This is a genomic window from Kitasatospora sp. NPDC097691 (assembly GCF_040302665.1).
Taxonomy (GTDB): domain Bacteria; phylum Actinomycetota; class Actinomycetes; order Streptomycetales; family Streptomycetaceae; genus Kitasatospora.
On the sequence record NZ_JBEORY010000008.1, the window covers coordinates 182,788 to 207,470 of the forward strand.

24 protein-coding genes are annotated in these 24,683 nt (G+C 71.7%); 13 read left to right on the plus strand and 11 right to left on the minus strand.

All coding sequences use genetic code 11. The features are described 5' to 3' along the window. Nucleotides 1-10: 10 nt before the first annotated feature. From ABTY56_RS08820 to ABTY56_RS08835, 4 genes are all read right to left on the minus strand, one after another. Nucleotides 11-1,153, minus strand: coding sequence for a glycine amidinotransferase (locus ABTY56_RS08820; protein WP_350627657.1), 1,143 nt, complete (start codon nt 1,151-1,153; stop codon nt 11-13). A 31-nt stretch (nt 1,154-1,184) separates the two neighbouring features. Next, nucleotides 1,185-1,382, minus strand: a complete 198-nt coding sequence (locus tag ABTY56_RS08825; protein ID WP_350627659.1) for a ferredoxin — start codon at nt 1,380-1,382, stop codon at nt 1,185-1,187. A gap of 23 nt (nt 1,383-1,405) precedes the next feature. After that, the gene (locus ABTY56_RS08830) at nt 1,406-2,536 is read right to left on the minus strand and encodes a cytochrome P450 (protein WP_350627716.1); all 1,131 of its coding nucleotides are present in this window, start codon (nt 2,534-2,536) and stop codon (nt 1,406-1,408) included. Nucleotides 2,537-2,643: 107 nt separating this feature from the next. Beyond that, the gene (locus tag ABTY56_RS08835) at nt 2,644-3,795 is read right to left on the minus strand and encodes a glycine amidinotransferase (RefSeq protein ID WP_350627661.1); all 1,152 of its coding nucleotides are present in this window, start codon (nt 3,793-3,795) and stop codon (nt 2,644-2,646) included. A 266-nt stretch (nt 3,796-4,061) separates the two neighbouring features. On the opposite strand from ABTY56_RS08835, the gene ABTY56_RS08840 reads away from it, so the two are divergent. The 7 genes from ABTY56_RS08840 (at nt 4,062) to ABTY56_RS08870 (ending at nt 11,530) form a co-directional block, all read left to right on the plus strand. Next, nucleotides 4,062-5,105, plus strand: a complete 1,044-nt coding sequence (locus tag ABTY56_RS08840; RefSeq protein WP_350627663.1) for a methyltransferase — start codon at nt 4,062-4,064, stop codon at nt 5,103-5,105. A gap of 383 nt (nt 5,106-5,488) precedes the next feature. After that, on the plus strand, nt 5,489-6,847 hold the full coding sequence (locus tag ABTY56_RS08845; RefSeq protein ID WP_350627665.1) for a DUF6002 family protein: 1,359 nt from the start codon (nt 5,489-5,491) through the stop codon (nt 6,845-6,847). A gap of 55 nt (nt 6,848-6,902) precedes the next feature. Next, nucleotides 6,903-8,084, plus strand: coding sequence for a hypothetical protein (locus ABTY56_RS08850; protein ID WP_350627667.1), 1,182 nt, complete (start codon nt 6,903-6,905; stop codon nt 8,082-8,084). Next, nucleotides 8,081-9,412, plus strand: a complete 1,332-nt coding sequence (locus ABTY56_RS08855; RefSeq protein ID WP_350627669.1) for a hypothetical protein — start codon at nt 8,081-8,083, stop codon at nt 9,410-9,412. The genes ABTY56_RS08850 and ABTY56_RS08855 overlap by 4 nt, the downstream gene beginning before the upstream one ends. Before the next feature lie 31 nt (nt 9,413-9,443). Then, a complete protein-coding gene (locus ABTY56_RS08860; protein WP_350627671.1) occupies nt 9,444-10,085 on the plus strand; it encodes a class I SAM-dependent methyltransferase in 642 nt (213 codons plus the stop codon). A gap of 38 nt (nt 10,086-10,123) precedes the next feature. After that, complete coding sequence (panD, locus tag ABTY56_RS08865; protein WP_350627673.1) at nt 10,124-10,540, plus strand: aspartate 1-decarboxylase; 417 nt, start codon at nt 10,124-10,126, stop codon at nt 10,538-10,540. 39 nt (nt 10,541-10,579) lie between these two features. Continuing rightward, entirely contained in the window at nt 10,580-11,530 is a 951-nt protein-coding gene (locus ABTY56_RS08870; protein ID WP_350627675.1) for an ATP-grasp domain-containing protein, read from the plus strand. Nucleotides 11,531-11,616: 86 nt separating this feature from the next. Here ABTY56_RS08870 and ABTY56_RS08875 read toward each other — a convergent pair whose 3' ends face one another. The 5 genes from ABTY56_RS08875 to ABTY56_RS08895 form a co-directional block, all read right to left on the minus strand. Then, complete coding sequence (locus ABTY56_RS08875; RefSeq protein ID WP_350627677.1) at nt 11,617-12,852, minus strand: MFS transporter; 1,236 nt, start codon at nt 12,850-12,852, stop codon at nt 11,617-11,619. A 99-nt stretch (nt 12,853-12,951) separates the two neighbouring features. Then, nucleotides 12,952-15,384 carry a HelD family protein gene (locus ABTY56_RS08880; protein WP_350627679.1) on the minus strand — a complete coding sequence of 811 codons (2,433 nt, stop codon included), beginning with the start codon at nt 15,382-15,384 and terminating at the stop codon, nt 12,952-12,954. A gap of 367 nt (nt 15,385-15,751) precedes the next feature. After that, the gene (locus tag ABTY56_RS08885; protein ID WP_350627681.1) at nt 15,752-16,507 is read right to left on the minus strand and encodes an alpha/beta fold hydrolase; all 756 of its coding nucleotides are present in this window, start codon (nt 16,505-16,507) and stop codon (nt 15,752-15,754) included. Between the two features lie 70 nt (nt 16,508-16,577). Continuing rightward, nucleotides 16,578-16,964 (minus strand): glycine cleavage system protein GcvH, encoded by a 387-nt coding sequence (gene gcvH, locus ABTY56_RS08890; protein ID WP_350627683.1) that lies wholly within the window; start codon nt 16,962-16,964, stop codon nt 16,578-16,580. Between the two features lie 107 nt (nt 16,965-17,071). Then, nucleotides 17,072-18,295 (minus strand): FAD-dependent oxidoreductase, encoded by a 1,224-nt coding sequence (locus tag ABTY56_RS08895; RefSeq protein ID WP_350627685.1) that lies wholly within the window; start codon nt 18,293-18,295, stop codon nt 17,072-17,074. Between the two features lie 100 nt (nt 18,296-18,395). Between ABTY56_RS08895 and ABTY56_RS08900 the strand changes: the two genes are divergently transcribed. Both ABTY56_RS08900 and ABTY56_RS08905 read left to right on the plus strand, forming a co-directional pair. Next, nucleotides 18,396-19,214 (plus strand): TetR/AcrR family transcriptional regulator, encoded by an 819-nt coding sequence (locus ABTY56_RS08900; RefSeq protein WP_350627687.1) that lies wholly within the window; start codon nt 18,396-18,398, stop codon nt 19,212-19,214. Further along, a complete protein-coding gene (locus ABTY56_RS08905; protein ID WP_350627689.1) occupies nt 19,211-19,594 on the plus strand; it encodes a VOC family protein in 384 nt (127 codons plus the stop codon). The genes ABTY56_RS08900 and ABTY56_RS08905 overlap by 4 nt, the downstream gene beginning before the upstream one ends. Nucleotides 19,595-19,601: 7 nt before the next feature. On the opposite strand, the gene ABTY56_RS08910 is transcribed toward ABTY56_RS08905, so the two are convergent. Beyond that, nucleotides 19,602-20,318 (minus strand): MOSC domain-containing protein, encoded by a 717-nt coding sequence (locus ABTY56_RS08910; protein ID WP_350627691.1) that lies wholly within the window; start codon nt 20,316-20,318, stop codon nt 19,602-19,604. A gap of 75 nt (nt 20,319-20,393) precedes the next feature. Further along, complete coding sequence (locus tag ABTY56_RS08915; RefSeq protein ID WP_350627693.1) at nt 20,394-21,146, minus strand: cyclase family protein; 753 nt, start codon at nt 21,144-21,146, stop codon at nt 20,394-20,396. Between the two features lie 67 nt (nt 21,147-21,213). On the opposite strand from ABTY56_RS08915, the gene ABTY56_RS08920 reads away from it, so the two are divergent. The 4 genes from ABTY56_RS08920 to mqnE all read left to right on the plus strand — a co-directional run bounded on the left by ABTY56_RS08920 (nt 21,214) and on the right by mqnE (nt 24,656). Continuing rightward, on the plus strand, nt 21,214-21,897 hold the full coding sequence (locus ABTY56_RS08920; protein ID WP_350627695.1) for a UbiX family flavin prenyltransferase: 684 nt from the start codon (nt 21,214-21,216) through the stop codon (nt 21,895-21,897). 119 nt (nt 21,898-22,016) lie between these two features. After that, a complete protein-coding gene (locus ABTY56_RS08925) occupies nt 22,017-22,475 on the plus strand; it encodes an Lrp/AsnC family transcriptional regulator (protein WP_030055719.1) in 459 nt (152 codons plus the stop codon). Between the two features lie 3 nt (nt 22,476-22,478). Next, the gene (locus ABTY56_RS08930; RefSeq protein ID WP_350627697.1) at nt 22,479-23,441 is read left to right on the plus strand and encodes a threonine ammonia-lyase; all 963 of its coding nucleotides are present in this window, start codon (nt 22,479-22,481) and stop codon (nt 23,439-23,441) included. 51 nt (nt 23,442-23,492) lie between these two features. Then, nucleotides 23,493-24,656: an aminofutalosine synthase MqnE gene (gene mqnE, locus ABTY56_RS08935; RefSeq protein WP_350627699.1), complete on the plus strand. Its 1,164-nt coding sequence runs from the start codon at nt 23,493-23,495 to the stop codon at nt 24,654-24,656. Nucleotides 24,657-24,683: the final 27 nt, after the last annotated feature.

Here is a 24,683-nt window from a genome sequence, read left to right on the forward strand (position 1 = left end):
GGGGACCGGCTCAGATGTACTCCTCGGCACCGCCCGTGCGGACCGTGTCGAGGGTGAAGCAGTGGAAGCCGCCGCCGAACAGCCGGCGGTGGCGGTGGCGGACCGGGACGACGGTGAAGCGGTGCTCCTCCAGGGTCCGGATCAGCGTCTTGCAGGCGTCGTTGACCATGACGGTGTTCTCGTCGATGGAGAGCACGTTGAGGTCGATGTACGGGCTGGGCGGGATCGGGTCGCCGTTCTCGTACTGCGGGTAGTCGCTGATCTGCGGGGCCGGCGGCACGATCACGTCCCACGTGCGCAGCGGCTCGGGCAGGTAGTCCAGCACGTCGGCCGAGCGGAGCAGCAGCGTGCCCGGCCGCAGCGGCACCACGACGCTGTCGATGTGGCTCTGCGTCAGCTTGTCCATGCGGTGCACCCGGAAGCGCCCGTCGAGGTGGCGCTCCAGCCAGTCGTAGGCCAGCGCGTGGTTCCGGTTGGCGACGTTGACGATCAGGTCGCGCCCGAGCCGGAGGCAGTTCGCGGCGTCGATCATCGGCTCCAGGCCGGAGTCGTACGGCGACGGCTGAGGGTTCTCCGGCACCTCGATGTTGGGCGCGGGGTTGTCGTTGTCCGGGTCGAAGGAGGCGTCGGTCATCACCGGGCGCGGCATGACCGTCCAGCGCGCCCCCTGGGCGAAGTAGCCCATGAAGGTCGGCTTGAGGAACTGGTTCTCGAAGTACCGGGCGCGCAGGGTCGGCGGGGTCTCGATGATCTCGTCGCCCATGACGAGGGTGTTGTCGCGCAGGTTGAGCGGGGGCACCACCGCGGCGTCCCAGGCGGGGGTGGTGACCTTGGTGAGGTCGGCGGCGGGCTCCAGCGGGCGGTGCACCGTCACCCCCAGGGCCTCCAGCTGCTCGACCACGCCCTCCACGTCCTCGATGAGCTCCTGGAGGAAGCGCTCCTTGAGGGCCAGGCGGTCGGGCTCGTTGCGCTGCCGGCGGGCCTCGCTGTCCCGCCAGGTCGACAGGCTCGGGAAGTAGCCCCGGGTGCCCGACAGGTTGTCGCTGATGAACATGTCGAACGACAGGTCGCGGATGCGGTCGGCGTACCCGTCCGCGGAGCCGACGATGATCTCCTTGAGCGGGGTGAAGTCGTCGAAGCTGTTGAGTCGCATGGAAGCGGTGCCCTTCTCGGCGGGGTGGCGGTCAGGAGTCGGTGGTCGTGATCGCCTGCACCGGACAGCGCCTGACCGCCTCGTCCAGGGCGTCGTGCAGATCCTCGGGCGGTGTCTCGTCCAGCAGGACGACGAGGCCGTCCGTGTCGTCCTGGTCGAAGACCTCGGGCAGGGCCATGGCGCACTGGCCGGCCCCTATGCAGGCGTGCGTGTCCACGGATACGCGCATGGTGTCCTCCGGCGCGGTCGGCGTCACCAGGTGACGGGCAGGCGGTGCACGCCGTACACGCTCCGGTCGGTGGCGAGCGGGACTTCGTCCGCCGGAACGGCCAGTGCGAGCGACGGGAAGCGGTGGAAGAGCGCAGGAAGTGCGGCGCGCATCTCCATGCGGACGAGGTTCTGGCCGAGGCACTGGTGGATGCCGTAGCCGAAGGCGAGGTGGCCGGTGGTGCGCCGACCGAGGTCCAGCCGGTCGGCCTCGTCCTGGAACCAGTTCGGGTCCCGGTTGGCCGCGGACAGCGACACGGTGACGGAGTCGCCGGCCTTGAGGTGCTGCCCGGCGAACTCCAGGTCCTCCAGCGGGGTCCGCGGCACGCCGAAGTGGAAGATCGTCAGGTAGCGGAGCAGTTCCTCCACCGCGTTGTCCACGATCGACGGATCGGCGACCAGCCTGGCCAGTTGGTCGGGGTGGGACAGCAGGGCGTGGACGCTGAGCCCGAGCGAGCCCATGGTGGAGTCGTGGCCCGCTGTCAGCAGCAGCACTCCGACCCCGGCGATCTCCTCGGTGTCCAGGGTGCCGTCCTCGGCGAGCACCCTGAGCAGACCGGGGGTCTCGTCCTTCGACCGGCCCTCGGCGATCTCGCGCACCACGGCGTAGAGCCGGTCCATGGCGGCGGAGGTCTCGGCCGCGGTGGACTCCAGGTCGAAGAGCCGCTTGCTGTTGTGCTGGAACTCCGCGCGCTTGTCGTACGGGACACCGAGGAGCTCGCAGATCACCTGCGAGGGGAGGGGCAGTGCGAAGGCCTCGACCAGGTCCGTCCCGGGGCCGGAACGCTCCAGGTCGGACAGCAGGTCGTCGACGATCCGGTCGATCTGCGGTCGCATCTCCCGCATCCGGCGCGCGGTGAACTGGCCGGCCAGCTGCTGCCGCAGCCTGGTGTGCTCCGGCGGGTCCATGTCGACGAGCCAGCCGGGCAGTGCGGGGACACCGAAGAACGGATCCGCGCCGGGCCGGTACACCGGCGCCCGCTTGAACTCGGAACGGGCACTGAAGCGGGGATCGGTGAGCATCTGGCGAGCCAGCTGGTGGCTGGTCACCACCCAGCCGACGTGGCCGTCCGGGTAGCTCATCCGCCGCAGCGGCTCGTTGTCCTGCCACTCCATCAGGTCCACGGGCGGATCGAACGGACGGACGCGCGCGGTCGGATGGGATGGCACGGGGTCCGTGGGCACGGTCGACCTCCTTTCGTGTGAGAGGCGCTGCCGGTGGATCAGTCGAGGTAGTCCTCGGGGCCGCCCTCGCGGACCGTGTCGAGGGTGAAGCAGTGGAAGCCGCCGCCGAAGAGCCGGCGGTGGCGGTGGCGGACCGGCACGACGGTGAAGCCGTGGCGCTCCAGCTCGCGCATCAGCTCGGGGGACGCCTCGTTGACCAGGACGGTGTCGGGGCTCACCGAGAGCACGTTGAGATCGATGAACGGGCTGGTGAGGATCAGGTCGTCATCCGCGTACGCGGGGAAGTTGTAGGTCTCCGGAGCGGGCGGGACGATGACGTCCCACTTGCGCAGCGGCTCGGGCAGCAGGTCCACCACGGCCTGCGAGCGGCACAGCAGCGTGCCCGGGCGCAGGGCCAGCACCATGCTGTCGATGTGGCTGTCGCTCAGCCGGTGGACGCGGTGGATGCGGAAGCGGCCCTCCAGGTGCCGCTCCAGCCAGTCGACGCCGAGGGCGTGGTTCTCCGTCGCGATGTTGGCGACGATGTCCCGGCCGAGCCGCAGGCACTGCGCGGCGTCGAAGAGCATCTCGTAGCCGACGTCGTAGGGCGACGACTGCGGGTCCTCGATCGGCTCCATCGGGCCACCGGCCTTGCTGGAGCGAGCGTACGACAGGTCGAAGGAGGCGTCGGTCATCAGCGGCCGGGGCATGGTCGACCAGCGGGCGCCGCGCCGGAAGTACTCCTGGAACACCGGCTTCAGCAGCTGGGTCTCGAAGTACCTGGAGCGGATCATCGGAGAGGTTTCGATGATCTCGTCCCCGGCTATCAGGGTGTTGTCGCGCAGGTTCAGCGGCGGTACCACCGAGGCCGACCAGGCCGGCGTCCGCACCTCCGCGGTCTCCGGGGTGACGTCGGTCGGCCGGTGCACCGTCACTCCGAGGGAGGTGAGCGTGTCGACCAGACCCTGCAGGTCCTCGTTCAGCTCGGCGACGTACCGCTGCTTGACCGGGATCCGGGTGCCGCCGGCGGTCGGGTCGCCGAGGCGGGAAGTCAGGCGCGGGTAGTACCACTCCGACCGGTTGTCCCCGGCGATGTTGTCGTGGAAAAAGAGTTCAAAAGAAAGCTCGCGCTCGTGCGAAACATAGTTCTCGGCCGAGCCTACGACTATTTCCTTCAGGGGTGACCATTCATCAAAGCTATTCAGCCGCACTGACGCTCCCCGTATATGTGTGCACCGACCGAAAGGGAAGGCAAGTTACACAACAAACTTTTGTCATGCTAAGCACAGTGAACTGTGTGACGCAACGTCACGTGTGGGGCGCGTGGGTGTAACCTGCGTCACATCGACGGGTGGTTGACGGTGTCCACGCAAGCGATCAATACTCCGGTTTGCGTAGCTGCTACGTCATCAGATGGCGCGAATCCACCCAACCATCCGGGACTTCACGAGAGTTCCGGTGCGGAGGCTCAGAGGCAATGCCAAGCCAGCAAAAGAGTGGCCCTGACTATCAGCAGTTCGACTTCCTCATGAACGCGCCGGCGCTGTTCAATGCCGCCGCGACGGGGGCGGAGCTGCGTCTGTTCATCTACCTGTCGGAGAACCCGGGTTCCGACTTCGAGGCGCTGCGCGAGTTCTCCGGCGTCCCGGCCCACCAGCTCCGCGTGCTGCTGCAGGGGATCTGCGCGGCCGGTCTGATGGAGCGCACCGACGGGAAGTACCGCAACTCCGCCGTCGCCGAGGACCTCCTGGCGTCCGACGAGCCCGACAGCTGGGCGCACACCCTCATCGGCTGGAAGGAGATCTACTACCCCGCCTTCGGTCAGATGACCAAGGCCCTGAAGGCCGGCACCAACACCGCGCTGGAGAGCTACCCCGGCGACGAGCCCACGCTCTACAAGCGGCTGACCCGCAACCCCGAGCTGGAAGCGGTCTTCCACAAGGCGATGGCGGCCTTCACCCTCGCGTCGATCAACGACCTGGTGGAGCGCGAGGAGTTCGGCACCGTCAGCCACCTGCTGGACATCGGCGGCGGCGACAGCACCACCACGGCCCGCCTGCTCGCCCGCTACCCGAACATGCGCTCGACGGTCTTCGACCAGCCGAGCGTCTCGGAGCTCGCCCACGGCAAGGAAGCACAGGCCTTCATCGACCGGATCGACCTGGTCACCGGTGACTTCTTCGACACCCCCTTCCCCGAGGGTGCCGACTCGGTGCTTTTCAGCCACGTTCTCGGCATCTTCTCGCCGGAGCAGATCGTCACCCTTCTCAAGAAGGCCTACGACGTGCTGCCCAGCGGCGGCCGGATCTTCATCTACGACTACAACGTCACGAATGAAGAGACCACGGGAATCTACGGCGCGCGGCTCGGGCTCTACTTCAACATTCTCGCCAGTGGTACGGGAATGGCCTACCCCGCGGACGATTTCGAGGGCTGGCTGAGCAAGGTCGGATTCGTCGACGTCAAGACCGTCGGCGAACTCGACTACGAGCACGGCTTCCACATCGGAACCAAGCCGTAGTAGACGCGCAGAACGGGTGGCACGACCTGCCGAGGTTTCCGGGAGCAGGCCGTGCCACCGTCTCGCGGAGCGTTGGGAAACAGGGGCGACGAGATATTCCGTGGGCCGCCCCGCCGTTTGTCGGCCGTTCGGTGGTTCCGTTCGGTCTCCGACACCATGAACGCGCGTCCGCTGCCGTGGCCCGGCGCCCACCGGCGCTCGGCGCTCGCGGCCTCCCCCGGGCACGGTCCGGCGCGGGAGGCGGTCGACCACGACGGCCGAGCCGGCCGGCAGGCGGCGACCACGCGCGCGGACTGCGGACGTCCACCCCGTCACGGACAACGAACTCCTCGGCCGAACATGCCGGTCCGTGGCCGGGAACAGTATCCGAAAGGTACGGAAAAGTGGTTCTCGACAACGCTCTTGTCCAGTACTACGACGAGATCCGAGCGACACTGCGGGACCTCCTGGGCGACCGGGACGACAGCGACGCCGACGGGTTCACCCCGGGCGTGGAACTGCCCGAACTCACTCCCGCCATGCGCGAGTACCTGTCCGTCTCCGCCCTCGGCCACGCCGGGATGCCGTCGTACCGGGGCCGGCGCCTCGCACTGCTCGACCTCACCCGCAACCCGGCCACCATGACCACCAAGACCTTCGCGTCGCTGGTCATCGTCGCCAGGGCGATCCGCTTCATCCAGGACACCGGTCAGCGGGTCACCATCGTCACGCCGTCCTCCGCCAACAAGGCCATCGCCATGCGGGACGCCGTGCTGCGGGCCATCCGGACCGGTCTGGTCGACGCCGCCCAGCTCAACGTGGTCACCGTGGTCCCCGAGGGCTCGGTGGCCAAGCTGCGCTCCTCGGAGCTGTTCACCGACCCCGCGCTGCGGGTGCGCAACCCGATCGCGGTCTACGGCGGTGAAGCGCCCGGCACGGTGAAGACCATCGCCCTCGGACTCGCCGAGCAGTTCCGGGGCGTGGTGGAGAAGGAGTGCGAGACCAACCTCTGGTACACCCTGCAGCTGGAGAACTACCTGGCCGCGGACGTGGTCAGAGCGCTGGCCGAGGCCGAGCTGTTCCCCTCGGCGCCCGATCAGGCCCGGCTGCACGTCCACGCGGTGTCCAGTGCGTACGGCCTGCTCGGCCACGCGTACGGGCGCAGCCGGCTCCCCGAGGACGTCCGTGCGCGGACCCTGCCGCCGCGCTACCTCCTGGTCCAGCACCTGGGCGCGCCCGACATGGTGCTCAGCCTGTACAACAACGGCTCCACCGACACCGCCAACCTCCCCGCGTACGCCTTCGACGCCGAGACCGGACTGTTCGCACAGGGCGTCGACCCGCGCTACCCGGCCACGACCTTCGACCCGGGCGAGACGCTCGACCCGACCTTCTACACCCGGAACCCGCCCACCTCCCCGCGGATGAACGAGATCATCCGCAGCCAGGGCGGTGGCGGCATCGTGGTCTCGCTGGCCGAGTGCCTGAGCCGTTACGGGCAGGTCCGCGCGATGCTCGGTGAGGCCGGGGTACGGCTGCCGGCGAACCCCACCGAGCTGCGCGAGTGGTCGCTGACCATGGCGGTGACCGGCGTCCTGAACGCGGTCGACCGCGGGCTGGTGACCGAGACCGACATCCTGGTCCACGGGTCCGGCAGCTACTCCGCCGGGGACTACGGCCACCTCACCGTCCGCGACCTGCACCCGGTGGAGGACGCCGAGGACCTCAAGCACGTGGTGCTGAAGGCCACGCCCTCCTCGTGACCGCCGCCCCCGTACCGCCCGCACGAACCGACGACCTGCCGAGGTGAGATCCGACGTGCTTCCCGCCGTCCCGCCCCCGCGCTCCCCGCTGCACCAGCGGCTGCGCATGCACGCCGGCTACCACTGGCGCAACAGCGGCAACCACGTCCTCGCCACCGCGCGGGCCGCGTGGGACACCCGGGGCGGTGTCGGGGTGCCGGCCGTCCGGTCCGAGGCCGGCGGCCTGTCGGTGAGCTACGCGGGCCTGGCCGAGGGCCTCGCGTACACCCTGGAGTTCACCGAACTGCGGCGGGACGCCGACCGGCTCGGCGCCGCGCGCCGGACCGGGCGGCTGACCGGCGCGGCCCTCCGCGCTCCGGACCGGCTGCCGGATGCGGACATCGTCATCGTCGGTACGAGTGCCGCGCGCGCCCGCGAACTGCCGCGGGCCGCCTCCCTGGTCGTGCCGATGCGGGTCCACTTCGTGATCGACTTCGACGGGGACCCGGAGAGCGCGCAGCAGCGCATCTCCAAGCGGGAGCGCCAGCAGTTCCGGCGCGACCTGCGCGGCCACGCCTGGAGCTGGGGCCTCGACCGCGACCCGGCCTGGTTCGACCGCTTCTACGACGACTACTACCGCCCCACCATGTTCCAGCGGCACGGGGCCCGGGAGCGCACCGAGACCAGGGACGTCTCCTACGAGTGCCTCTTCCGGGACGGCCGGATGTTCGTCCTCTCCGAGGACGGCGAGCGGATCGGCGGGGCGCTCTGCCACTGGGACCGGGCCTCCCGGACCATGACCCTGCGCCTGCTGGGCGTGGCCGGCGGCTCGCAGCAGCACTACGACAGCGGCGCGTTCAAGGCGATCTACCACCTCCTGATCGATTGGTGCGCCCGCCACGGCGTGCGCCGGCTCGACTTCCAGGGCACCGAGCCCTTCCTCAGCAAGGGCACCTACCAGTGGAAGCGGCGCTTCGGCACCAGCGTGGTCCTGCCGCCGAACCACTTCGGCCACAAGCGGCTGTGGTTCCAGGTCCGCAGCGACACCCCCGAGGTGCGGGACTACCTGGTCGCCAACCCGCTGCTCGCCGAGGCCCCGGACGGCTCCCTGGAGGCGGTCTACTTCCACGACGCGCAGCGCGCCCCGCAGCTCGACTACTCCGCCAAGTCCCCCGGCGTGGCGGGGGTGCGCGAGGTGGACCTCGACCGGTTCCTCGCCCCGGTGGCCGGCCGGAACACCGGAAGGGCCCGCTCGTGACCGCCCGGTGGTACGGCAGTGGGCCGCTGCCGCTCGACAACCGGGTCGAACCGGCCGCCGTGCAGGCGGAGTTGGCCCGGCTGGCGGACGGCGAGTACGTCCACGTGGTGCCCAGCACGGCCTCGCTGCGGCCGGTCCTGTTGCCGCGGGCCTCCTACGACGAACTGTTCACCGCCACCGCGGCGCTGCTGGGCCTGCTGCGGCGGACCCTGCTGGAACGCGCCCCCACGGCGGCCGGGCGGATCGCCGCCCTCGGCGCCGACGAGCGGATGTACCCCCTGGTCATGGCCGGCCCGGTGGAGGAGGACTACGCCACCTGCATCGCCCGGCCCGACGTCATGGTGGGCACGGACGGCCCCAAGTTCGTGGAGTTCAACATCGGTTCCGGCATCGGCGGGGTGGTGGACACCGCCCTGCACACCGCCGCCTGGGTGGCGGCGTTCGGCGGCCCCGAGCGGATGCCCTTCGACGCCGTCGACCCGCTCGCGGTGCGCGACGACCTCTTCGCGCGCGCCGTCCGGGACCTCGGCGTCCCGCCCGCGGTGGCGATCGTCGGCACGCTCCGCGACTTCGGGGGGAACGGCCGCTACTTCGAGGTCCAGGCGGAGTCGCTACGCCGGCGCGGCCTGGCGGCCGAGGTGTTCGAGCCCGAGGACCTGCTCGAAGGGCTCGGCCTGCCGGGCGAACCCCGCTTCCGGCTCGGCCTGCGCCACTTCACGATCCTCGAATGGCGTGCGCACGGCATCGACCTGGAGCCCGTGCGGACCGCGCTGGACGCGGGGGTCCGGCTGATCGCGAGTCAGACGGCCTACCTGATCGCCAACAAGAAGGTGCTCGGCTGGGTCTCCGAGGGCCGGCCGTGGATGACGGACCGGGACCGGGAGGTCGTCGCCCGTTACCTGCCGTGGACCCGGGTGGTCGGGGACCGTCCGGTCGAGCGGCACGGCCGTACGGTGCCGCTGCCGGAACTGCTGCTGGACCGGCAGCAGGACTTCGTGCTGAAGCCCGCCATCGGGATGAGCGGCGCAAAGGTCCTGATGGGCCGCTCGTGCCCGCCGCGGACCTGGCGGGCCGCGGTCACCGCGGCCGTCGCGGCGGAGGACCACATCGCGCAGGAGCTGGTGGAACCCGTGCCCTACCGCATGGAGTTCGCCGGGCCGGACGGATCCGGCGGCCACGAGGCCGACGTGGTTCCGGTGTTCAGCCCCTTCCTGTTCGACCGGCGGGACGCCGGCTGCATGGTGCGCTACCTGCCGCCGGACCGGGACGGCGTGGTCAGCATCCACGGGCACGGCGCCCTGTCGAACGTGGCGCTCGCCCTCCGGTGACCGGCACCCGAACCCTTCCCAGGAGGATGGCATGACGACCTACGCGCAGGCCCGGTACGGACCGCTGTCGGTGTCCTACACGGCCGAACTCGACGGTGGGGGCAACGCCTTCGGGCGGGCCTACGAGCCGTTCGTCCGGTCCCGGTTCGGCCGGGTCGGCTCGGTCTTCGAGTGGTGCGCCGGCCCCGGATTCATCGGCTTCTCCCTGCTGGCGGCCGGTCTCTGCGACCGGCTCGACCTGGGCGACGTGAACCCCGACGCCGGGGCGGCGGTCGCGCGGTCCGTCGAGGCGAACGACCTCCACGGGAAGGTGTGGTTCCACCTGTCGGACGGCTTCGACGACGTGCCCGGCGAGCTGGGTTGGGACCTGATGGTCGGCAACCCGCCGCACGTCAACGCGGCCGCGGCCGGCTCGGAGTACCAGCACAGCCACTCCCCGCTGATCTGGAAGGACACCGACTGGGCCATCCACCGGGAGTTCTACGACGCGGCGGCGGATCGGCTGCGGCCCGGCGGGTCCGTCGTCATCCAGGAGAACCACCGGTTCTCCGCCCCGGAGGACTTCACCGGGATGGCCGAGAAGGCGGGCCTGGAGGTCGTCGGCGCCTTCGAGTGCGGCGACGGCTACGAGGACTACTACTTCCTCTGGTCCCGACTGCCCGAACGGGCCTAGCAGTTCAACCCCCACACACCATGCGAGGAGACCGCATCATGTTGCGTTCCATGATGAAGTCCAAGATCCACCGCGCGACCGTGACCCAGGCGGACCTCCACTACGTCGGCTCGGTCACCGTGAGCTCCGACCTCATGGAGGCCGCCGACCTGCTCCCGGGCGAACAGGTCGACATCGTGGACATCGACAACGGGGCCCGGCTCACCACCTACGTCATCGAGGGCCCCCGCGACTCCGGGGTCATCGGCATCAACGGTGCCGCCGCCCGCCTGATCAGCCCCGGGGACCTGGTCATCCTCATCGCGTACGGAACGGTCACCGAGGACGAGGCCCGGGACCTCAAGCCCCGGGTGGTCTTCGTGGACGGCGACAACCGGATCGTGAGCCAGGACAGTGACCCGGCGCAGGTCCCGGCCGGATTCGGTCTGACGCCCGGCAACCGGGTGTCCCGGTAGCGGTCGGCCACTCACCAGCGAGAGAAGGACTCACGGCGTATGAACCCGGTCATCACATGGATCTACCAGTCCGAGGACTCGGATCCGGCGGAGGTGGAGGCGTTCGAGCAGAGCATCACCCGGCGCTACTCGGTGCTGTCACGGCCCCGCGGCTTCGACTTCCGGGTGATCAGGGCGACGGAGCTGGTGCCGTCCTGCGTGGGCCGGCCCGTCCTGCGCCACGGCGGTGAGGACCTGCTGGAGCAGCGGCAGTGCTTCATCGTGGAGGACATGGCCACCGACCCGCAGGGCCTGCAGGCGTTGCGCGCCGTCTACCGCACCATCGAGGCCAGCGGCTCGGTGCTGCTCAACCGATCGTTCGACGGCCCCGACTACCTGGAGCGCGACAAGCTCGCACAGCTCCAGCACGCCGCCGGCCTGGGCATCCCGACCGCGCCGACCGTCACCGTGCCCCCCGGCAAGTACGCCCGCCGGGCGATCGAGGAGGTGCGGCGGGAGCTCGGCGACGGACCGTACGTCGTCAAGCCGCGTGAGATGACCGGCGGTTACGGCGTCCTGCGGGTCGACTCCGACCAGCAGCTCGCGGCGACGATCGACATCGCCGCCCAGGCCGGTGCCGGGTACATCGTGCAGCCCCTGATCGAGCACCTCGGCGACATGCGCGTCTTCGTGGCCGACGGCAAGGTCGTCTCCTCCCTGACCCGCCGTCCCCGGCCCGGCGGCTACCTGGCCAGCGTCAGCCAGGGCGGGAGCATCGAGGTGAACGAGGACCATGTCGAGGTCGCCGATCTCTGCGGCCGGATGGCGCAGGACCTGCGGGCCGAGTGGATGTGCATCGACTGGCTGATGACCGACTCCGGCCCGGTGCTCAACGAGTGGAGCACCGCGCACGGCGGCTTCACCATGATGCCCGAGCCGGAGCTCGGCAAGGTCGCGGACGCCTTCTTCGGCTGGATCCGCCGCCGGTTCGAGACGGATCCCGGCCGGTGAGCCGGTTCCGACCACTCGGACCACTCCGACCGTGACCACGAGGCCGCGCCGCCCTGCAGACCGCAGGGCGGCGCGGCCTTTCCCGGCTACTGCGCCGGGCTCAGCCGACCGCTCAGCCGCACCACCCACACGACCACGGCGGCGAGGGCGATCGAGACGACCGCGGTGGCCATCCCGGCCCGGATGCCGACGGACAGGGTGATGCTGCTCGCCACCAGCGCGCCGAGCGGGACGCCCAGGCCCGAGGACAGCATCCGGCGGGTGGTGTTGACCCGGCCCTGGAGCTCGGGCGGCGTGACCTCCTGGGAGTAGGTCATGGTGTTCACCAGGACGACCAGGTAGGCCGTGCCCCACACCGCGAGCGCCACCAGGGCGACCCGCCAGTCGGTGGTGAGGACGACGACGAGGCCGAGCAGCGCCCCGACCGGCAGCACCCACAGCAGCAGCGGGAAGGCGTCGAAGCGGCGCCGCAGCCGGGGCAACAGCATGGACCCGCCGATGCCGCCGGCACTCCAGGCCATGTAGAGCAGGCCGATGCGCCCGTCCGAGCCGTGGATGCCCAGCACCCGGTCGGCGAAGACCACCAGCTGGCCGACGATGGCACCGCCGGAGAACGACTGGAGGGTGCCGACCAGCGTCATGACCCGCAGCGTGGGATGGCCGGCCAGGAAGCGCAGGCCCTCGCTGATCGACTCCTTGAAGCCCGGCCGCGCGCCCGCCGGTGCGATCCGGGCCGCGACATTGGTGACGGCCCTGATGAAGATCGCCGAGACGGCGAAGCTCAGGGCGTCCAGGGCGAGCGTGCCGGCCGGACGGAACAGCGCGATGAGCCCGCCCGCCACCGCGTTGCCGGCGATGCGGACGACCGTCTCCGCGCCGTAGATCGCGCTGTTGGCCTGGGTCAGGCTCTCCTTCCCGACGATGTCGGGCACGAAGCCGTACACCCCCGCGTCGAAGAACAGGGCGAGGCTCGACGACAGGAAGGCCACCGCGACGACGTGACCGGCCGTCAGCCAGCCCATCGCCCAGGCCAGCGGGACGGAGCCGATGCAGAGGGCGTTGAGGACGTCGGTCACGATCATCAGGGTGCGCCGGTCCACCCGGTCCGAGACGGCCCCTGCGATCAGGCCGAAGGCGAGGTAGGGCAGGGTCGCGGAGGCCGCGACCAGCGAGACCAGCAGGGGCGACCCGCTCTCCTGGAAGACCAGGACGGGCAGGGCGACGGTGGTGATGGCGGACCCGAGGCCGGAGACCGCACGGGAGAGCCAGAAGTTCCGGAACCCCGCGACTTGGCGGAGCGGGACGGTCAGCGTGGTCGACATGTCGTTGGTGGATTCCTTGTCCGGGCGAGAGAAACGGAGGGCAGGAGAAACGGAGGGCAGGAGGACGGAGGGGGAGCGCGGAGGGCGCCGACGGACCGGTCAGGAGGGCTGCCGGTCGCGGAGGTCCAGGACGGCCGGCAGCGGGCCGGGGTGCAGCACGTGCAGGCTCCGGCTCGCCCTGGTCAGTGCCACGTAGAGGTCGCTGAGTCCGCGCGGGGAGCCGTCCAGCATCCCCTGGGGATCGGCCACCACGACCGAGTCGAACTCCAGCCCCTTGGCCTGCCGGACGCTCAGGACGGCGACGCCCCGTTCCAGGTCGGGGTCCGGGCCCCAGGAGGCGCCGGGGACCGCCGCGGCGACGGCCGTGGCGAGCCGTTCCAGCTCGTCCGTGGGCACGATCACGGCGACCCGCGCGCCTGCGCCGCCGCGCGCCGCCCCGGCCGCCACCTCGGCCAGCCGGGCCGGGAACTCCTCGGGGGTGGTGCGCTCGTACCGGGGTGGCTCGGCGCCGTCGCGGACCGCGTGTGCCGGGCTGAGGTCCGGGGCGATCTCCGCCAGCACCCGGTGCGAGGCCGCCATGATCTCGACGGGAGTGCGGTAGTTGACGGTCAGTTCGGTCAGCCGCCAGCGGGCGCCGAAGACCGGTTCGAGGATCTGCCGCCAGGAGACCGAGTCGGCGGCCTCACTGCGCTGCGCCACGTCCCCGACGATGGTGAAGGAGCGGGTGGGGCAGCGGCGCACCAGCAGGCGCCAGGTCATCGGCGACACGTCCTGCGCCTCGTCGACGATGACGTGGCCGAAGACCCAGGAGCGGTCGGTCGCGGCGCGTTCCGCGATGGTGCGCGAATCCGCCTCCGCGTGCCAGGTGGCCAGCTGTTCGGCGCTGAGCAGGTCGGAGACGTGCAGCTGCTCGGACTCCTCCGACGACCCGTCCCGGTCGCGGGAGCCGCGCGCGATGTCCAGAACGCCCTGGGCGTAGTCGTTCCGCTCCTCCCGCCGGGCGGCCTCCCGCGCGGTCTCGGCCCGGTCGTCGTGGCCGAGCAGTTCGGCCGCCTCGTCGAGGAGCGGGACGTCGGAGGGCGTCCAGGGAGCCGTCGGCGCGCGCCGCAGCAGCGCCCGTTCGGCGTCGCCGAGCCGAGGTGCCGCCTCGGCGAGGAGGCCGGGGTCGGCGAACAGCTCGGTGAGCAGCTGCTCCGGGGTGAGCAGGGGCCACAGCGAGTCCAGCAGCTTGCGGGCCACCGGGTCGCGGGGCAGCGCGTCCAGCCAGTGGGCCTTCCGTTCGGCGAACTCGACCGGCTCCTGCGCCTTGAGGTCGTACGCGGCGACGCCCTCGCCGAACACGCCGGCCAGGTCCTCCTTGATGGCCCGGTCGAGTTCCGAGACGTCGAGCTGACCGGCCAGGATGTCCTCGAAACCCGCCTCGATCTCGCCGATCACCCGGGCCAGCCGGTCGGCCAGTTCGTCGAACAGGGCCTCGCGGAACGCGGGCCGGGCGAGGTTGTGCTGGACGCCGTCCCCGGTCGCATCGGCTGCGGCCTCGGCCAGGAACTCGGGGGTCAGCCGGATGAACTCGCCGCCGAGCACCACCTCGACCGGTTCGGTGACGGCCGCCTGGCGGGCCCGAACGGCCGCCGCCAGGATGTCGGCCATGGCCAGCCGGCCCTTGACCTCGGCGGCGCCCGGCGGTTCCTCGCCGACGGCCGAGAGCCCGGGGTACAGCCCGCCGACGGACGACAGCAGCACGCTGGTCTCGCCGAGGCCGGGCAGGACCTGGCCGACGTAGTCGAGGAAGACCGGGTTCGGACCGACGACCAGGACTCCGGTGCGCTCCAGGCGCTGGTGGGTGTAGAGCAGGTAGGCGGCGCGGTGCAGGGCGACGACGGTCTTGCCGGTGCCCGGGCTGCCCTGGACGACCAGGACGCCCGTGTGCGGCGCGCGGATGATGCGGTCCTGCTCGGCCTGGAGGGTGGCGACGGCGTCCTTCATCCGGCCGGTCTTGCCCTCCCGGAGCGCGGCCAGCAGCGCGGCCTCGCCGGAGAGCTGCAGGGTGTCGTCGGGGATGGCGGCGAGGCCGTCGAACGCCTCGTCGTCCACCCGCAGGACCCGGCGGTTGCGGGTCAGCAGGTGGCGGCGCAGCCGGACCCCTTGGGGGGCGGCGGCGGTGGCGGTGTAGAACGGCCGGGCGGCGGGGGCGCGCCAGTCGATGAGCAGCGGGTCGTCGTCCGGGCCGACGCCCGGGACGCCGATCCGGCCGACGTAGAGCCGGTCTCCGGCCGTCCGGTCGAGCCGGCCGAAGCACAGGCCGTGCTCGGCGGCCTCCAGGGCGGCCAGCCGCCGGCCGAGCCGCGCCGCCGTGGCGCCGCGCTCCACCCGCGCCTGTGCGGTGCCGGTGGACTCGTACAGCACGTCGCGCAGTTCCCGGCCGGTCTCCTCGCGCAGGACGTCCATCTGACGGTAGAGCAGGCCGAGTCGGTTCTGCTCACGGTGGAGCTCGTCCGGCTCGGCCGGGTGCTCCGGTGGGGAAGACGTCATAGCGGACTCCATGGCGAAGGCCGGCGTGCCTGGTGGCGCGCGCCGGTGACGGGGGTGGAAACGACGAACACCCTCCCGGCCGGTGGCCGGGAGGGTGTTCGCGGTCGACGATCGTGGGTCCCGGTGGTCGGGGAACGCGTCGTCGGGGTGCTGTGCTGTGTGTCGGTACTGCGGTCCGCCGCGGTGCACCCGTCGAGCCGGGGAGCGAGCGGGAGAGGCGGGGTGGCGGAGCCACCGTGCAGCGCCTCGGGGAAACCGGCTCGGAGATCACGAACCTGCGGGCAGTATAGCAGACTTGTTCGGAGCTCCCCCGGGTCGGACGTGGGAGGTCGGCCCGTCCGACGTCCCACGCGCGGGAGTTGGGGCGTCAGTCGTGCAGGAAGCCCTCCAGCGACGCGGCCAGGGCGACCGGCGCCTCGTACATCGGGTAGTGGCCGCTGCCGCCGAGCTCCTCCAACTCCGCGTTGGGGTAGTGGGTGAGCCACGTCCCGCGCATGACGTCGGCGGTCAGGGCGAGGTCGTGCGAGCCGACGATCACCTTGACCGGCACCGGGTTGCCGCTGATCCGCCGCTCCAGGTCGGCGGTGGTCCAGTCGCGGACGTAGCCGCCGAAGGCCTCGGGCGTGGACAGGTGCAGGGACTGGTCGACCATCCGGTCCAGCCAGATCCGGCCGGCCCGCTGCCCGGTGACCAGGTCGAGGATCGCGAGGCGCTTCTCCCGGTCCTCGGCGGCGCCGTAGAACAGCGCCTCGCCGGCCTCGTCCAGCGGGTAGGCCCCGGCGGGCACCGGGGCCAGGCCGACCAGCTTGCGCACCCGCAGCGGCGCCTCGGCGAGCACCTGCTGCGCCGCCTTGCCGCCCATCGAGTGGCCGACCACCGAGAAGCGGTCCCAGCCGAGCTGGTCGGCCAGGGCGAGGGCGTCGGAGGCGATCTCGGCGAGGGTGTAGTCGCCGGTCACGTCCTTGCGCTCGCCGTAGCCGCGGTAGTCGAGGAAGGCGTAGCCGAAGGCGCCGCCGTCGAGGTAGTCGAGGAACGGGCCCCAGCCCGCGCTGGTGCCGAACCAGTCGTGCAGGACCAGGACGTGGTGGTCGCCGGTGCCGGTCGAGCGGTGAGGGATCGTCATGCCCTCGGTCGTTCCCCTCGACCGGCCCGTCCGAACGGCCGGTTCGCCGGACGATCGGCCGGCCCTGCTGTTACTCGGCGATGAGCTTCTCGTACTGGTCGGCCGTGAGCAGGGACTTCAGCTCGTCGGGCTTGGTCAGCGTGAGCTCGATGATCCAGCCGTCGCCGTAGGGGTCGGCGTTGATCAGCTCGGGCTCGTCGGACAGTGCCTCGTTCAGGGTGGTGATCGAGCCGGTGAGCGGCAGGAAGAGGTCGCTGACCGACTTGACGGACTCCACCGTGCCGAACACCTCCTCGGCGTCGAGGGTCTTCCCCTCGGTGGGGACGTCGACGAAGACGATGTCGCCGAGCTGCTTCTGTGCGTAGTAGGTGATGCCCACCCGCACCTTGTCCTTGCCCATGGTCTCCACCCACTCGTGGTCCCTGGTGTACTTGAGGCTCTTCGGGACGTTGGCCATGACGGGCTCCCTTGGTTCCGCGATGCGTTGACGGTTCGTCAGCGTCGAGGAGGAGCCTGCTACAGCCCGCCGCCCCGCGCCGCGACGGTCACTCGAACGAGCGAACTTCAGGCGTCGCGTCGGGCGAAGGCCGGGGCGTGCTCGGGGAGCGGGCCGAAGGCGATCATGCGGGACAGCAGCGCGGGGAAGCCGGGGACGTAGCGGGAGAGCAGCACCAGCTGCATCGGCGGGCCGACCCGGCGGCCGGTGAGGACGGGCTGGAACATCACGCGGTGCAGGACCCGCTGCAGGCGCTGCATGATCACGGTCGGCCGCCACCGGCGGCGCTGCACCCGGGCCAGGGCCGCCTCGGTGGGCCGGCCGCGCCGCAGGGGTTCGGCGAGCAGGGCGGCGGCCGCGACGGCGTCCTGGATGGCGAGGTTGATGCCCACCCCGCCGGCCGGGGACATCGCGTGGGCGGCGTCGCCGATCAGCAGCAGCCCGTCGGTGTACCAGCGGTCCAGCCGGTTGAGCTTGACGTCGAGCAGGTGGACGTCGTCCAGGCCCGCCAGCCGGTCGACCCGGTCGGCGTACTGGGGCAGCAGTCGGGCGATCCGCTCGCGGAAGTGCTCGATGCCCTCGGCGCGCAGCTGCGGGTCGGTGCCCTTGGCGCGGAAGTAGGCGATCTGGAAGTAGTCGTCGCGGGTGAGGCTGAGCGCCATGTCGCCGTGCCCGAAGCCGGGGGTGAGGCTGGGCGGCGCGGCCTGCTCGTCGGCGTGCCGGGGGAGGCGGAACCACCAGGTGTCGAAGGGCACCGGGAACTCCTCGGGCACCAGGCCGGACTCCCGGCGCAGGGTGGAGTGCCGGCCGTCGGCGGCGACGGTGAGCGCGGCACGGAGCTCGCCCTCCTCGCCGTCCCGGGTGCGGTACCGCACGCCGACCACCTGGCCGCCCTCCCGGAGCAGTCCGGTGGCCTCGGTGTTCATCCGCACCGTGAAGGTGGGTTCCCGCTTCGCCGCCGCGACCAGGAAGTCGAGCAGGTCCCACTGCGGGATCATCGCGATGTAGTCGTACGGCGCGGGCAGTCGCTCGAAGGCGCTCAGGGCGACCGGGCCGGCGCCGGGCACCGTCACCACCATGTTGCCGAGCCGGCTCTGCGGCAGTGCGGCGAACTCCCGGCCGAGGCCGAGCTCGTCCATCAGCCGCACGGTGGAGGCGTGGACGGTGTCGCCGCGGAAGTCGCGCAGGAAGTCCCCGTGCTTCTCCAGCACCGTCACGTCGACGCCCGCGCGGGCCAGCAGCAGGCCCAGCATCATTCCGGCCGGTCCGCCCCCGGAGATCACGACGCTCATGACTGTCTCCCTCAGTGTTCGACTGATCACTTCCCGCGTGGAACTTGCATTTACAGACTCTATGGAACCGTCTCAGGTGTCAAGTAGTACGATGCTCCACATGGAGGATCTGGTGGCGGCCGCCCTCGCGGCGGCGAAGGAGCGGGACCGGGACGTCGCCGACGTCCCGCTGACGGCGATCGCCTCGGCGGCCGGCATCTCCCGCAGCACGCTGTTGCGCCGGCTGGGCGGCTCCCGGGCGGCGCTGGACGAGGCCGTCCGGCAGGCGGGGGTCGACCCGGGCGGCCGGCCGCCGGTGCGCGAGCGCGCGATCGAGGCGGCGGCCCTGCTGGTGGCCGAGCGCGGCCTGGCCGGGATCACCCTGGACGCCGTCGCCGACCGGGCCGGGTGCTCGCTGCCCAGCCTGCACACCGTCTTCGAGGGACGGGACGGCCTGCTCGCCGCCGTCTTCGGGCAGTACGGCCCGCTGCCGGACCTGGAGGCGCTGGCGGCCGACCCGCCGGAGAGCCTGCCGGACACCGTCCGGGCGTTCTACGACGCCTTCGCCGCGGCCTTCGGGCGGGAGCCCCGGATCGTTCCGGCCGTCTTCGCCGACCTGTTCAGCCGCCCCGGCGGCCCCGCCGCCCGGATGATGGCGGCCAACCTGCCGCGGATGTTCGAGGGGCTGAACGGGCTGCTGCGGCCGCACATCGAGGCCGGCCGGCTGCGGCCGCTGCCGCTCCCGGTGCTGGTCCAACTGCTGCTCGGCCCGCTGATCACGCACATCCTGCTGCGGCCGGTGCTCGAACCCGCACTGGGTGCGGGGCTGCCCTCGCTGGAGGAGTCCATCGACCTGTTCGCCGACGCCTACCTGCGGGCGGTCGCCCTGCCCGGGGCGGAGTCCGGGAGCGACGGCGACCCGACCCGAGAAGAACCGTGATCGGTACCCTGCAGTGCCTCGTGCTCGACTGTTCCGACCCGGCGGCGCCGGCCCGCTTCTACGCCGGCCTGCTCGGCGGCGAGGTGGACCGCCCGGATCCGCGCTGGTCGCTGGGCGCGGGCTGGTCCACCCTGCACCTCGACGGCGGCCTCGTGCTCTGCTTCCAGCAGGTCGCCGACCACCGCCCGCCGCGCTGGGGGGACCCGGAGCACCCCCAGCAGGCACACCTGGACCTCGACGTGGCGGACCTCGCCGTCGCCGCGCGCGAGGCGCGCGCCCTCGGCGCCGCCCACCTGTACGACGCGGGCCGGTGGAGCGTCTTCGTCGACCCGGCCGGTCACCCGTTCTGTCTGATCGGCCCCCCGCGCAGCGGAAGTTGACGAAGCGTCAGGCAAGGATCAGTCGGTCGCCGACCCGGAGCCGGCCCGGGGCGGCGACCTCGGCGAGGGCGTCGAGGCGGCCGTCGTGGGCGTGCACGACGGCCTTGAGGATCTCGGGTGCGTGCGGCAGCCCCGGCTGCGGCGCGCCGGTCATCGCGCAGCGCTCGCTGGAGGTGACGAAGGCGAGCCGGGCGCTGCCCGGAGCCTCGGCGCGGGCCTGGTGGCCGAACCAGGCGTCCTCGACGAACGGCGGGGTGCCGGGCGGGGTGCGCAGCACGATGTTGGGCCGGAAGCGCCGCTCGTCGACGACGGCGAAGGGGACGGCCTCGCGGACCCAGTCCAGGGTGGCGGTGGTGAGCACGCTGACCGGCAGCCGGTCGAAGTGCGAGACGGCGTCCTCGCGGGCGAGTTCGACGTCCTCGCGCTGGAGGTAGGCGCGCAGGAAGGCGGTCGGCCGGTCGACCGGGCGACCGAGCGGGTCGAACAGCTCGGGGCCGTCGATCCGGTGGCCGAGGCGGGCGGAGAGGCGCAACAGGCCGTCCATCCGGCGGAAGCGGCGGGTGTTCTTGCCGGAGCCGAGCTTCCCGGCCGCGTCGCGGACGGCGTAGAGGCGGTCGCCGGCCAGGCCGCGCCCGTCCACCTCGACGGAGTCGAGCCGCTCGCCGCCGGCGGATTTCACGGGGTAGCGCCACAGTCGCTCGATCACTCCGATGATCTCAGCCATGGGCGGACAGCGTACTGGCGCCACCGGGGGATGGTCTAGACCAAGTGGCGTACGGGCGGCGGCGATCGGCGCGGTTCAGCCCAGCCGGGCCACCGCCCGCACCGGGGCGCCGTCCGCCGCGACCAGCCGCAGCGGGAACAGCGAGACCGTCACCGGCAGGCCGGCCTCCTGGGCCTCCAGCAGCGCCCGCAGGTCGGTCAGGTTCTCGGCGATCACCCCGCCGCCGGGCGCCCCCAGCAGCACCCGGTGTGCGGCGAGTGACGGTTCGTCGGCGGCGTCCGGGTCGTGCTCGTCGGTGAGGTCGGCCAGCAGCGCGGCCACCGCGGGGTCGCCCGGCCCCGGGTCGGGCGTCGGGTCGACGCTGAGCGCGTCCACCCCGACCGTGCGCACCCCGGCGGCCACGATGGCCTCGGCTGCGGCCGGCGTCAGGCTCGGGTGGGCGAGGTAGGCGTCGGTGCCCCAGTGCCGGGCCCAGCCGGTGGCCAGCAGCAGGACGGTGCCGTCACCGGAGCCCACGGCCCGCTCCAGCGCGGGAGCGAGCAGCTCGGGGGTGACGGCCGCCCGGGGCTCCAGCCCGCGCAGGTCGGCGAGCACGGCCGGCCCGGTGAACCGCTCCAGCGGCAGCCCGTCCAGGGTCGGCCAGGTGACGTCCACGTGGTACGGCGCGTCCACGTGCGTCCCGGACTGCGAGCCGAGGTGCAGGGCCAGCACGTTCACCCCGGCGGTGGCGGTGGTGAGCGCGGGCGCCAGCAGGACGGCCGGATCGCCGGGGTAGACCGGCATCGCGGTGGTCACCTGATGGGTGAGGTCGACGAGGGTCGCTGCCATGGCCCCCATCCTTCCAGGGGCAGCCGCGGATGCGGCCGGACCGGGGGAAGCCGGATAGAAATGCCCCATGGGAAATGCGAAGCGTCAGCCGTGGGTGGTAGGGGTCTCGGGCGCGTCGGGGACGCCGTACGCGGCCTCGGTGATCCGGGGGCTGCTGGCCGCGGGCGAGGCGGTGGACCTGATCGTCAGCCGGGCCGCCCGGCTGACCATCCTGGACGAGACCGGCATCTCCTTCCGGGACGCCCACTGGCGCGCCGACCTGGCCGCCTGGCTGGGCATCGAGGGCCCCGAGGACGGCCTGGACGACGTCCGCTACTGGCCCGCCGGGGACTTCGCGGCCGGCCCGTCCAGCGGCTCGTACCCCGCCAAGGGCATGCTGGTGGTGCCCGCGACCACCGGCGCGGTGGCCGGGATCGCGCTGGGCCTGAGCAAGGACCTGCTGCAGCGGGTCGCCAGCGTCACCCTCAAGGAGCGCCGGCCGCTCGTCGTGTGCGTCCGCGAGACGCCACTCAACGGGGTGACGTTGAAGCACCTGGTGGAACTCGACGCGCAGGGCGCGGTCGTCCTGCCCGCTTCGCCCGGTTTCTACGCCGGCGGCTCCACCGTGCGCGAACTCGTGGATTTCGTCGCCGGACGGGTCCTCGACGCCGTCGGCGTACCGCATTCCCTGTACCTGCGCTGGGAAGGGGAGTTGGGCGCGGCGGCCCGCCGGACCGGGCGCGAGGACGGCGCTACGGCTGAGGGGGAGTAAGGAGACCGAAGGCGGGAGAGTATCTTCTCTGCGATATCCGGGTCGGTCGGCGCACAGCGCCTTTGAATCCGGATAATGATCTGTGGGTCTGGAGAGGTTCGGAAGGACGCGGACGGTATATGGACACGGTGGACAGACAGCTCATCCAGGCGCTCCGGGAGAACGGCCGTGCGTCCTACGCCGAGCTGGGCCGGTTGGTCGGACTCTCCGGCCCGAGCGTCACGGACCGCATCAACCGCCTGGAGCAGGCCGGGGTCATCACCGGCTACCGGGCGACGGTCAACCCGGCCTCGCTCGGCTTCGGCGTCACGGCCCTGATCGGCCTGCAGCTCACGGACGCCGCGGACCACGAGGACGTGGCGTTCCGGCTCAAGGACCTCAACGAGGTCGAGGACTGCTGGTTCATCGCGGGTGACGACTCCTACATGCTCAAGGTCCGGGTGGCCGACGTGGCCGGCCTGGAATCGGTGGTGAAGCGGATCTCGGGCACAAAAGGCGTGGCCCGGACCCGCACCACGGTCGTACTCTCCACGAAGTGGGAGAACCGGGTGAGTGAACTTCCTCCTGTAGGAGAGTGACGCATGGCACTGGTCGGTCTGGAGGAGCTGCGTGCAGCTCGGCAGCGGATCGCGGGGGTCGCCGTGCGCACCCCGCTGGTTCCCGCCCCCTGGGCGGCCGAGGGGGAGCGGCGGCTCTGGCTGAAGCCCGAGAACCTCCAGCCGACCGGGGCCTTCAAGACCCGCGGCGCCTACAACCGGCTGGCCGCGCTCACCGCGGACGAGCGGGCCCGCGGCGTGGTCGCCCAGTCCAGCGGCAACCACGCGCAGGCGGTGGCGTACGCGGCCGGGCTGCTCGGCATCAAGGCCGTGATCGTGATGCCGGACACCTCGCCGGCGGTGAAGGTGGACTCCACCCGGGCGTTCGGCGCCGAGGTGGTCCTGGTGTCGCCCGAGGACCGGGACGCCGTGCCCGGCGAGCTCGCCGAGAAGCACGGCTACGTCTGGGTGCCCCCGTACGACGACCCGTTCATCATCGCGGGCCAGGGCACGGTCGGCCTGGAGATCGCCGAGGACGCCCCGGCCGGGCTGGACACCGTCCTGGTGCCGGTCAGCGGCGGCGGCCTGATCGGCGGCACGGCGGCCGCGCTCAAGCTCACCCGCCCGGGCATCCGGGTGGTCGGGGTGGAGCCCGAGCTGGCGGCGGACGCCCAGGCCAGCCTGCGGGCCGGCCGACGGCTCTCCTGGCCGGTCGCCGACACCTACCGCACCATCGCGGACGGCCTGCGCACCCCGGCCGTCGGCGTGCTGCCGTACGAGCACATCACCGCCTACGTGGACGACATCGTCACCGTCACCGAGGACGAGATCCGTGCCACCGTCGCCCTGCTGGCCCGGCGCGGCCGGCTGGTCGCCGAGCCCTCCGGGGCGGTCGCCCCGGCCGCGTACTTCCACCGCGCCGCCGAGACCGGCGGCCAGTCGGTGGCGGCCGTGGTCAGCGGCGGGAACATCGAACCCGCACTGCTCGCGGAGCTGCTCTCGGCATAGGCGTAACCTCGTTCCGGCAAGGAATCGAAGTCGGAGGAGGCGGGGCACCGCATGGACGCAGGGCTCAAGCGCGAGCTGGAGGCGAAGGTCTACGCGGGTGAGCGGCTGACCCGCGAGGACGGGATCGCGCTCTACGAGAGCGACGACCTGGCCTGGCTGGGTGGTCTGGCCCACCACGTGCGGACGCGGAAGAACGGCGACGTCGTCCACTTCAACGTCAACCGCCACCTCAACATGACCAACGTGTGCAGCGCGTCCTGCGCGTACTGCTCGTTCCAGCGCAAGCCGGGCGAGAAGGACGCCTACACGATGCGCATCGAGGAGGCCGTCCGCCTCGCCAAGGCGATGGAGGTCGACTCCCTCACCGAGCTGCACATCGTCAACGGCCTGCACCCGACCCTGCCGTGGCGCTACTACCCGCGCTCGCTGCGGGAGCTGAAGGCGGCCCTGCCGAACGTCTCGCTGAAGGCCTTCACCGCCACCGAGATCCACTGGTTCGAGAAGATCAGCGGCCTGCCCGCCGACGAGATCCTGGACGAGCTGATCGACGCCGGACTGGAGTCGCTGACCGGCGGCGGCGCGGAGATCTTCGACTGGGAGGTCCGCCGGCACATCGTCGACCACGACACCCACTGGGAGGACTGGTCCCGGATCCACCGGCTCGCCCACGGCAAGGGCCTCAAGACGCCGTCCACCATGCTGTACGGCCACATCGAGGAGCCCCGCCACCGGGTGGACCACGTGCTGCGGCTGCGCGAGCTGCAGGACGAGACCGGCGGTTTCCAGGTCTTCATCCCGCTGCGCTACCAGCACGACTTCCACGACTCCAAGGACGGCGTCGTGCGCAACAAGCTGATGGCCCGCACCGAGATGGCCACCGGCGCCGAGGCGCTGAAGACCTTCGCCGTCTCCCGGCTGCTCTTCGACAACGTCCCGCACGTCAAGGTCTTCTGGGTGATGCACGGCGTCACCACCGCGCAGCTGGCGCTCAGCCACGGCGCGGACGACATGGACGGCTCCGTGGTCGAGTACAAGATCACCCACGACGCGGACAACTTCGGCACCCCGAACAAGCTCGGCCGCGACGACCTGCTGGGCCTGATCCGTGACGCCGGCTTCCGCCCGGTCGAGCGCAACACCCGCTACGAGATCATCCGCGAGTACGAGGGCCCGGACCCGACGCGCCGTGAGTCGCCGCAGGCGATGCGTCTCTGACACACCCTCCGACCTGCGCACTTCCCC

Bases quoted from the DNA above. Each gene is read 5' to 3' on its own strand.
- ABTY56_RS08820 (WP_350627657.1), bottom strand. From the start codon at position 1,153: ATGCGACTCAACAGCTTCGACGACTTCACCCCGCTCAAGGAGATCATC.
- ABTY56_RS08825 (WP_350627659.1), bottom strand. From the start codon at position 1,382: ATGCGCGTATCCGTGGACACGCACGCCTGCATAGGGGCCGGCCAGTGC.
- ABTY56_RS08830 (WP_350627716.1), bottom strand. From the start codon at position 2,536: ATGGAGTGGCAGGACAACGAGCCGCTGCGGCGGATGAGCTACCCGGAC.
- ABTY56_RS08840 (WP_350627663.1), top strand. From the start codon at position 4,062: ATGCCAAGCCAGCAAAAGAGTGGCCCTGACTATCAGCAGTTCGACTTC.
- ABTY56_RS08860 (WP_350627671.1), top strand. From the start codon at position 9,444: ATGACGACCTACGCGCAGGCCCGGTACGGACCGCTGTCGGTGTCCTAC.
- panD (WP_350627673.1), top strand. From the start codon at position 10,124: ATGTTGCGTTCCATGATGAAGTCCAAGATCCACCGCGCGACCGTGACC.
- ABTY56_RS08870 (WP_350627675.1), top strand. From the start codon at position 10,580: ATGAACCCGGTCATCACATGGATCTACCAGTCCGAGGACTCGGATCCG.
- ABTY56_RS08875 (WP_350627677.1), bottom strand. From the start codon at position 12,852: ATGTCGACCACGCTGACCGTCCCGCTCCGCCAAGTCGCGGGGTTCCGG.
- ABTY56_RS08880 (WP_350627679.1), bottom strand. From the start codon at position 15,384: ATGACGTCTTCCCCACCGGAGCACCCGGCCGAGCCGGACGAGCTCCAC.
- ABTY56_RS08885 (WP_350627681.1), bottom strand. From the start codon at position 16,507: ATGACGATCCCTCACCGCTCGACCGGCACCGGCGACCACCACGTCCTG.
- gcvH (WP_350627683.1), bottom strand. From the start codon at position 16,964: ATGGCCAACGTCCCGAAGAGCCTCAAGTACACCAGGGACCACGAGTGG.
- ABTY56_RS08895 (WP_350627685.1), bottom strand. From the start codon at position 18,295: ATGAGCGTCGTGATCTCCGGGGGCGGACCGGCCGGAATGATGCTGGGC.
- ABTY56_RS08900 (WP_350627687.1), top strand. From the start codon at position 18,396: ATGGAGGATCTGGTGGCGGCCGCCCTCGCGGCGGCGAAGGAGCGGGAC.
- ABTY56_RS08910 (WP_350627691.1), bottom strand. From the start codon at position 20,318: ATGGCTGAGATCATCGGAGTGATCGAGCGACTGTGGCGCTACCCCGTG.
- ABTY56_RS08915 (WP_350627693.1), bottom strand. From the start codon at position 21,146: ATGGCAGCGACCCTCGTCGACCTCACCCATCAGGTGACCACCGCGATG.
- ABTY56_RS08920 (WP_350627695.1), top strand. From the start codon at position 21,214: ATGGGAAATGCGAAGCGTCAGCCGTGGGTGGTAGGGGTCTCGGGCGCG.
- ABTY56_RS08925 (WP_030055719.1), top strand. From the start codon at position 22,017: ATGGACACGGTGGACAGACAGCTCATCCAGGCGCTCCGGGAGAACGGC.
- ABTY56_RS08930 (WP_350627697.1), top strand. From the start codon at position 22,479: ATGGCACTGGTCGGTCTGGAGGAGCTGCGTGCAGCTCGGCAGCGGATC.
- mqnE (WP_350627699.1), top strand. From the start codon at position 23,493: ATGGACGCAGGGCTCAAGCGCGAGCTGGAGGCGAAGGTCTACGCGGGT.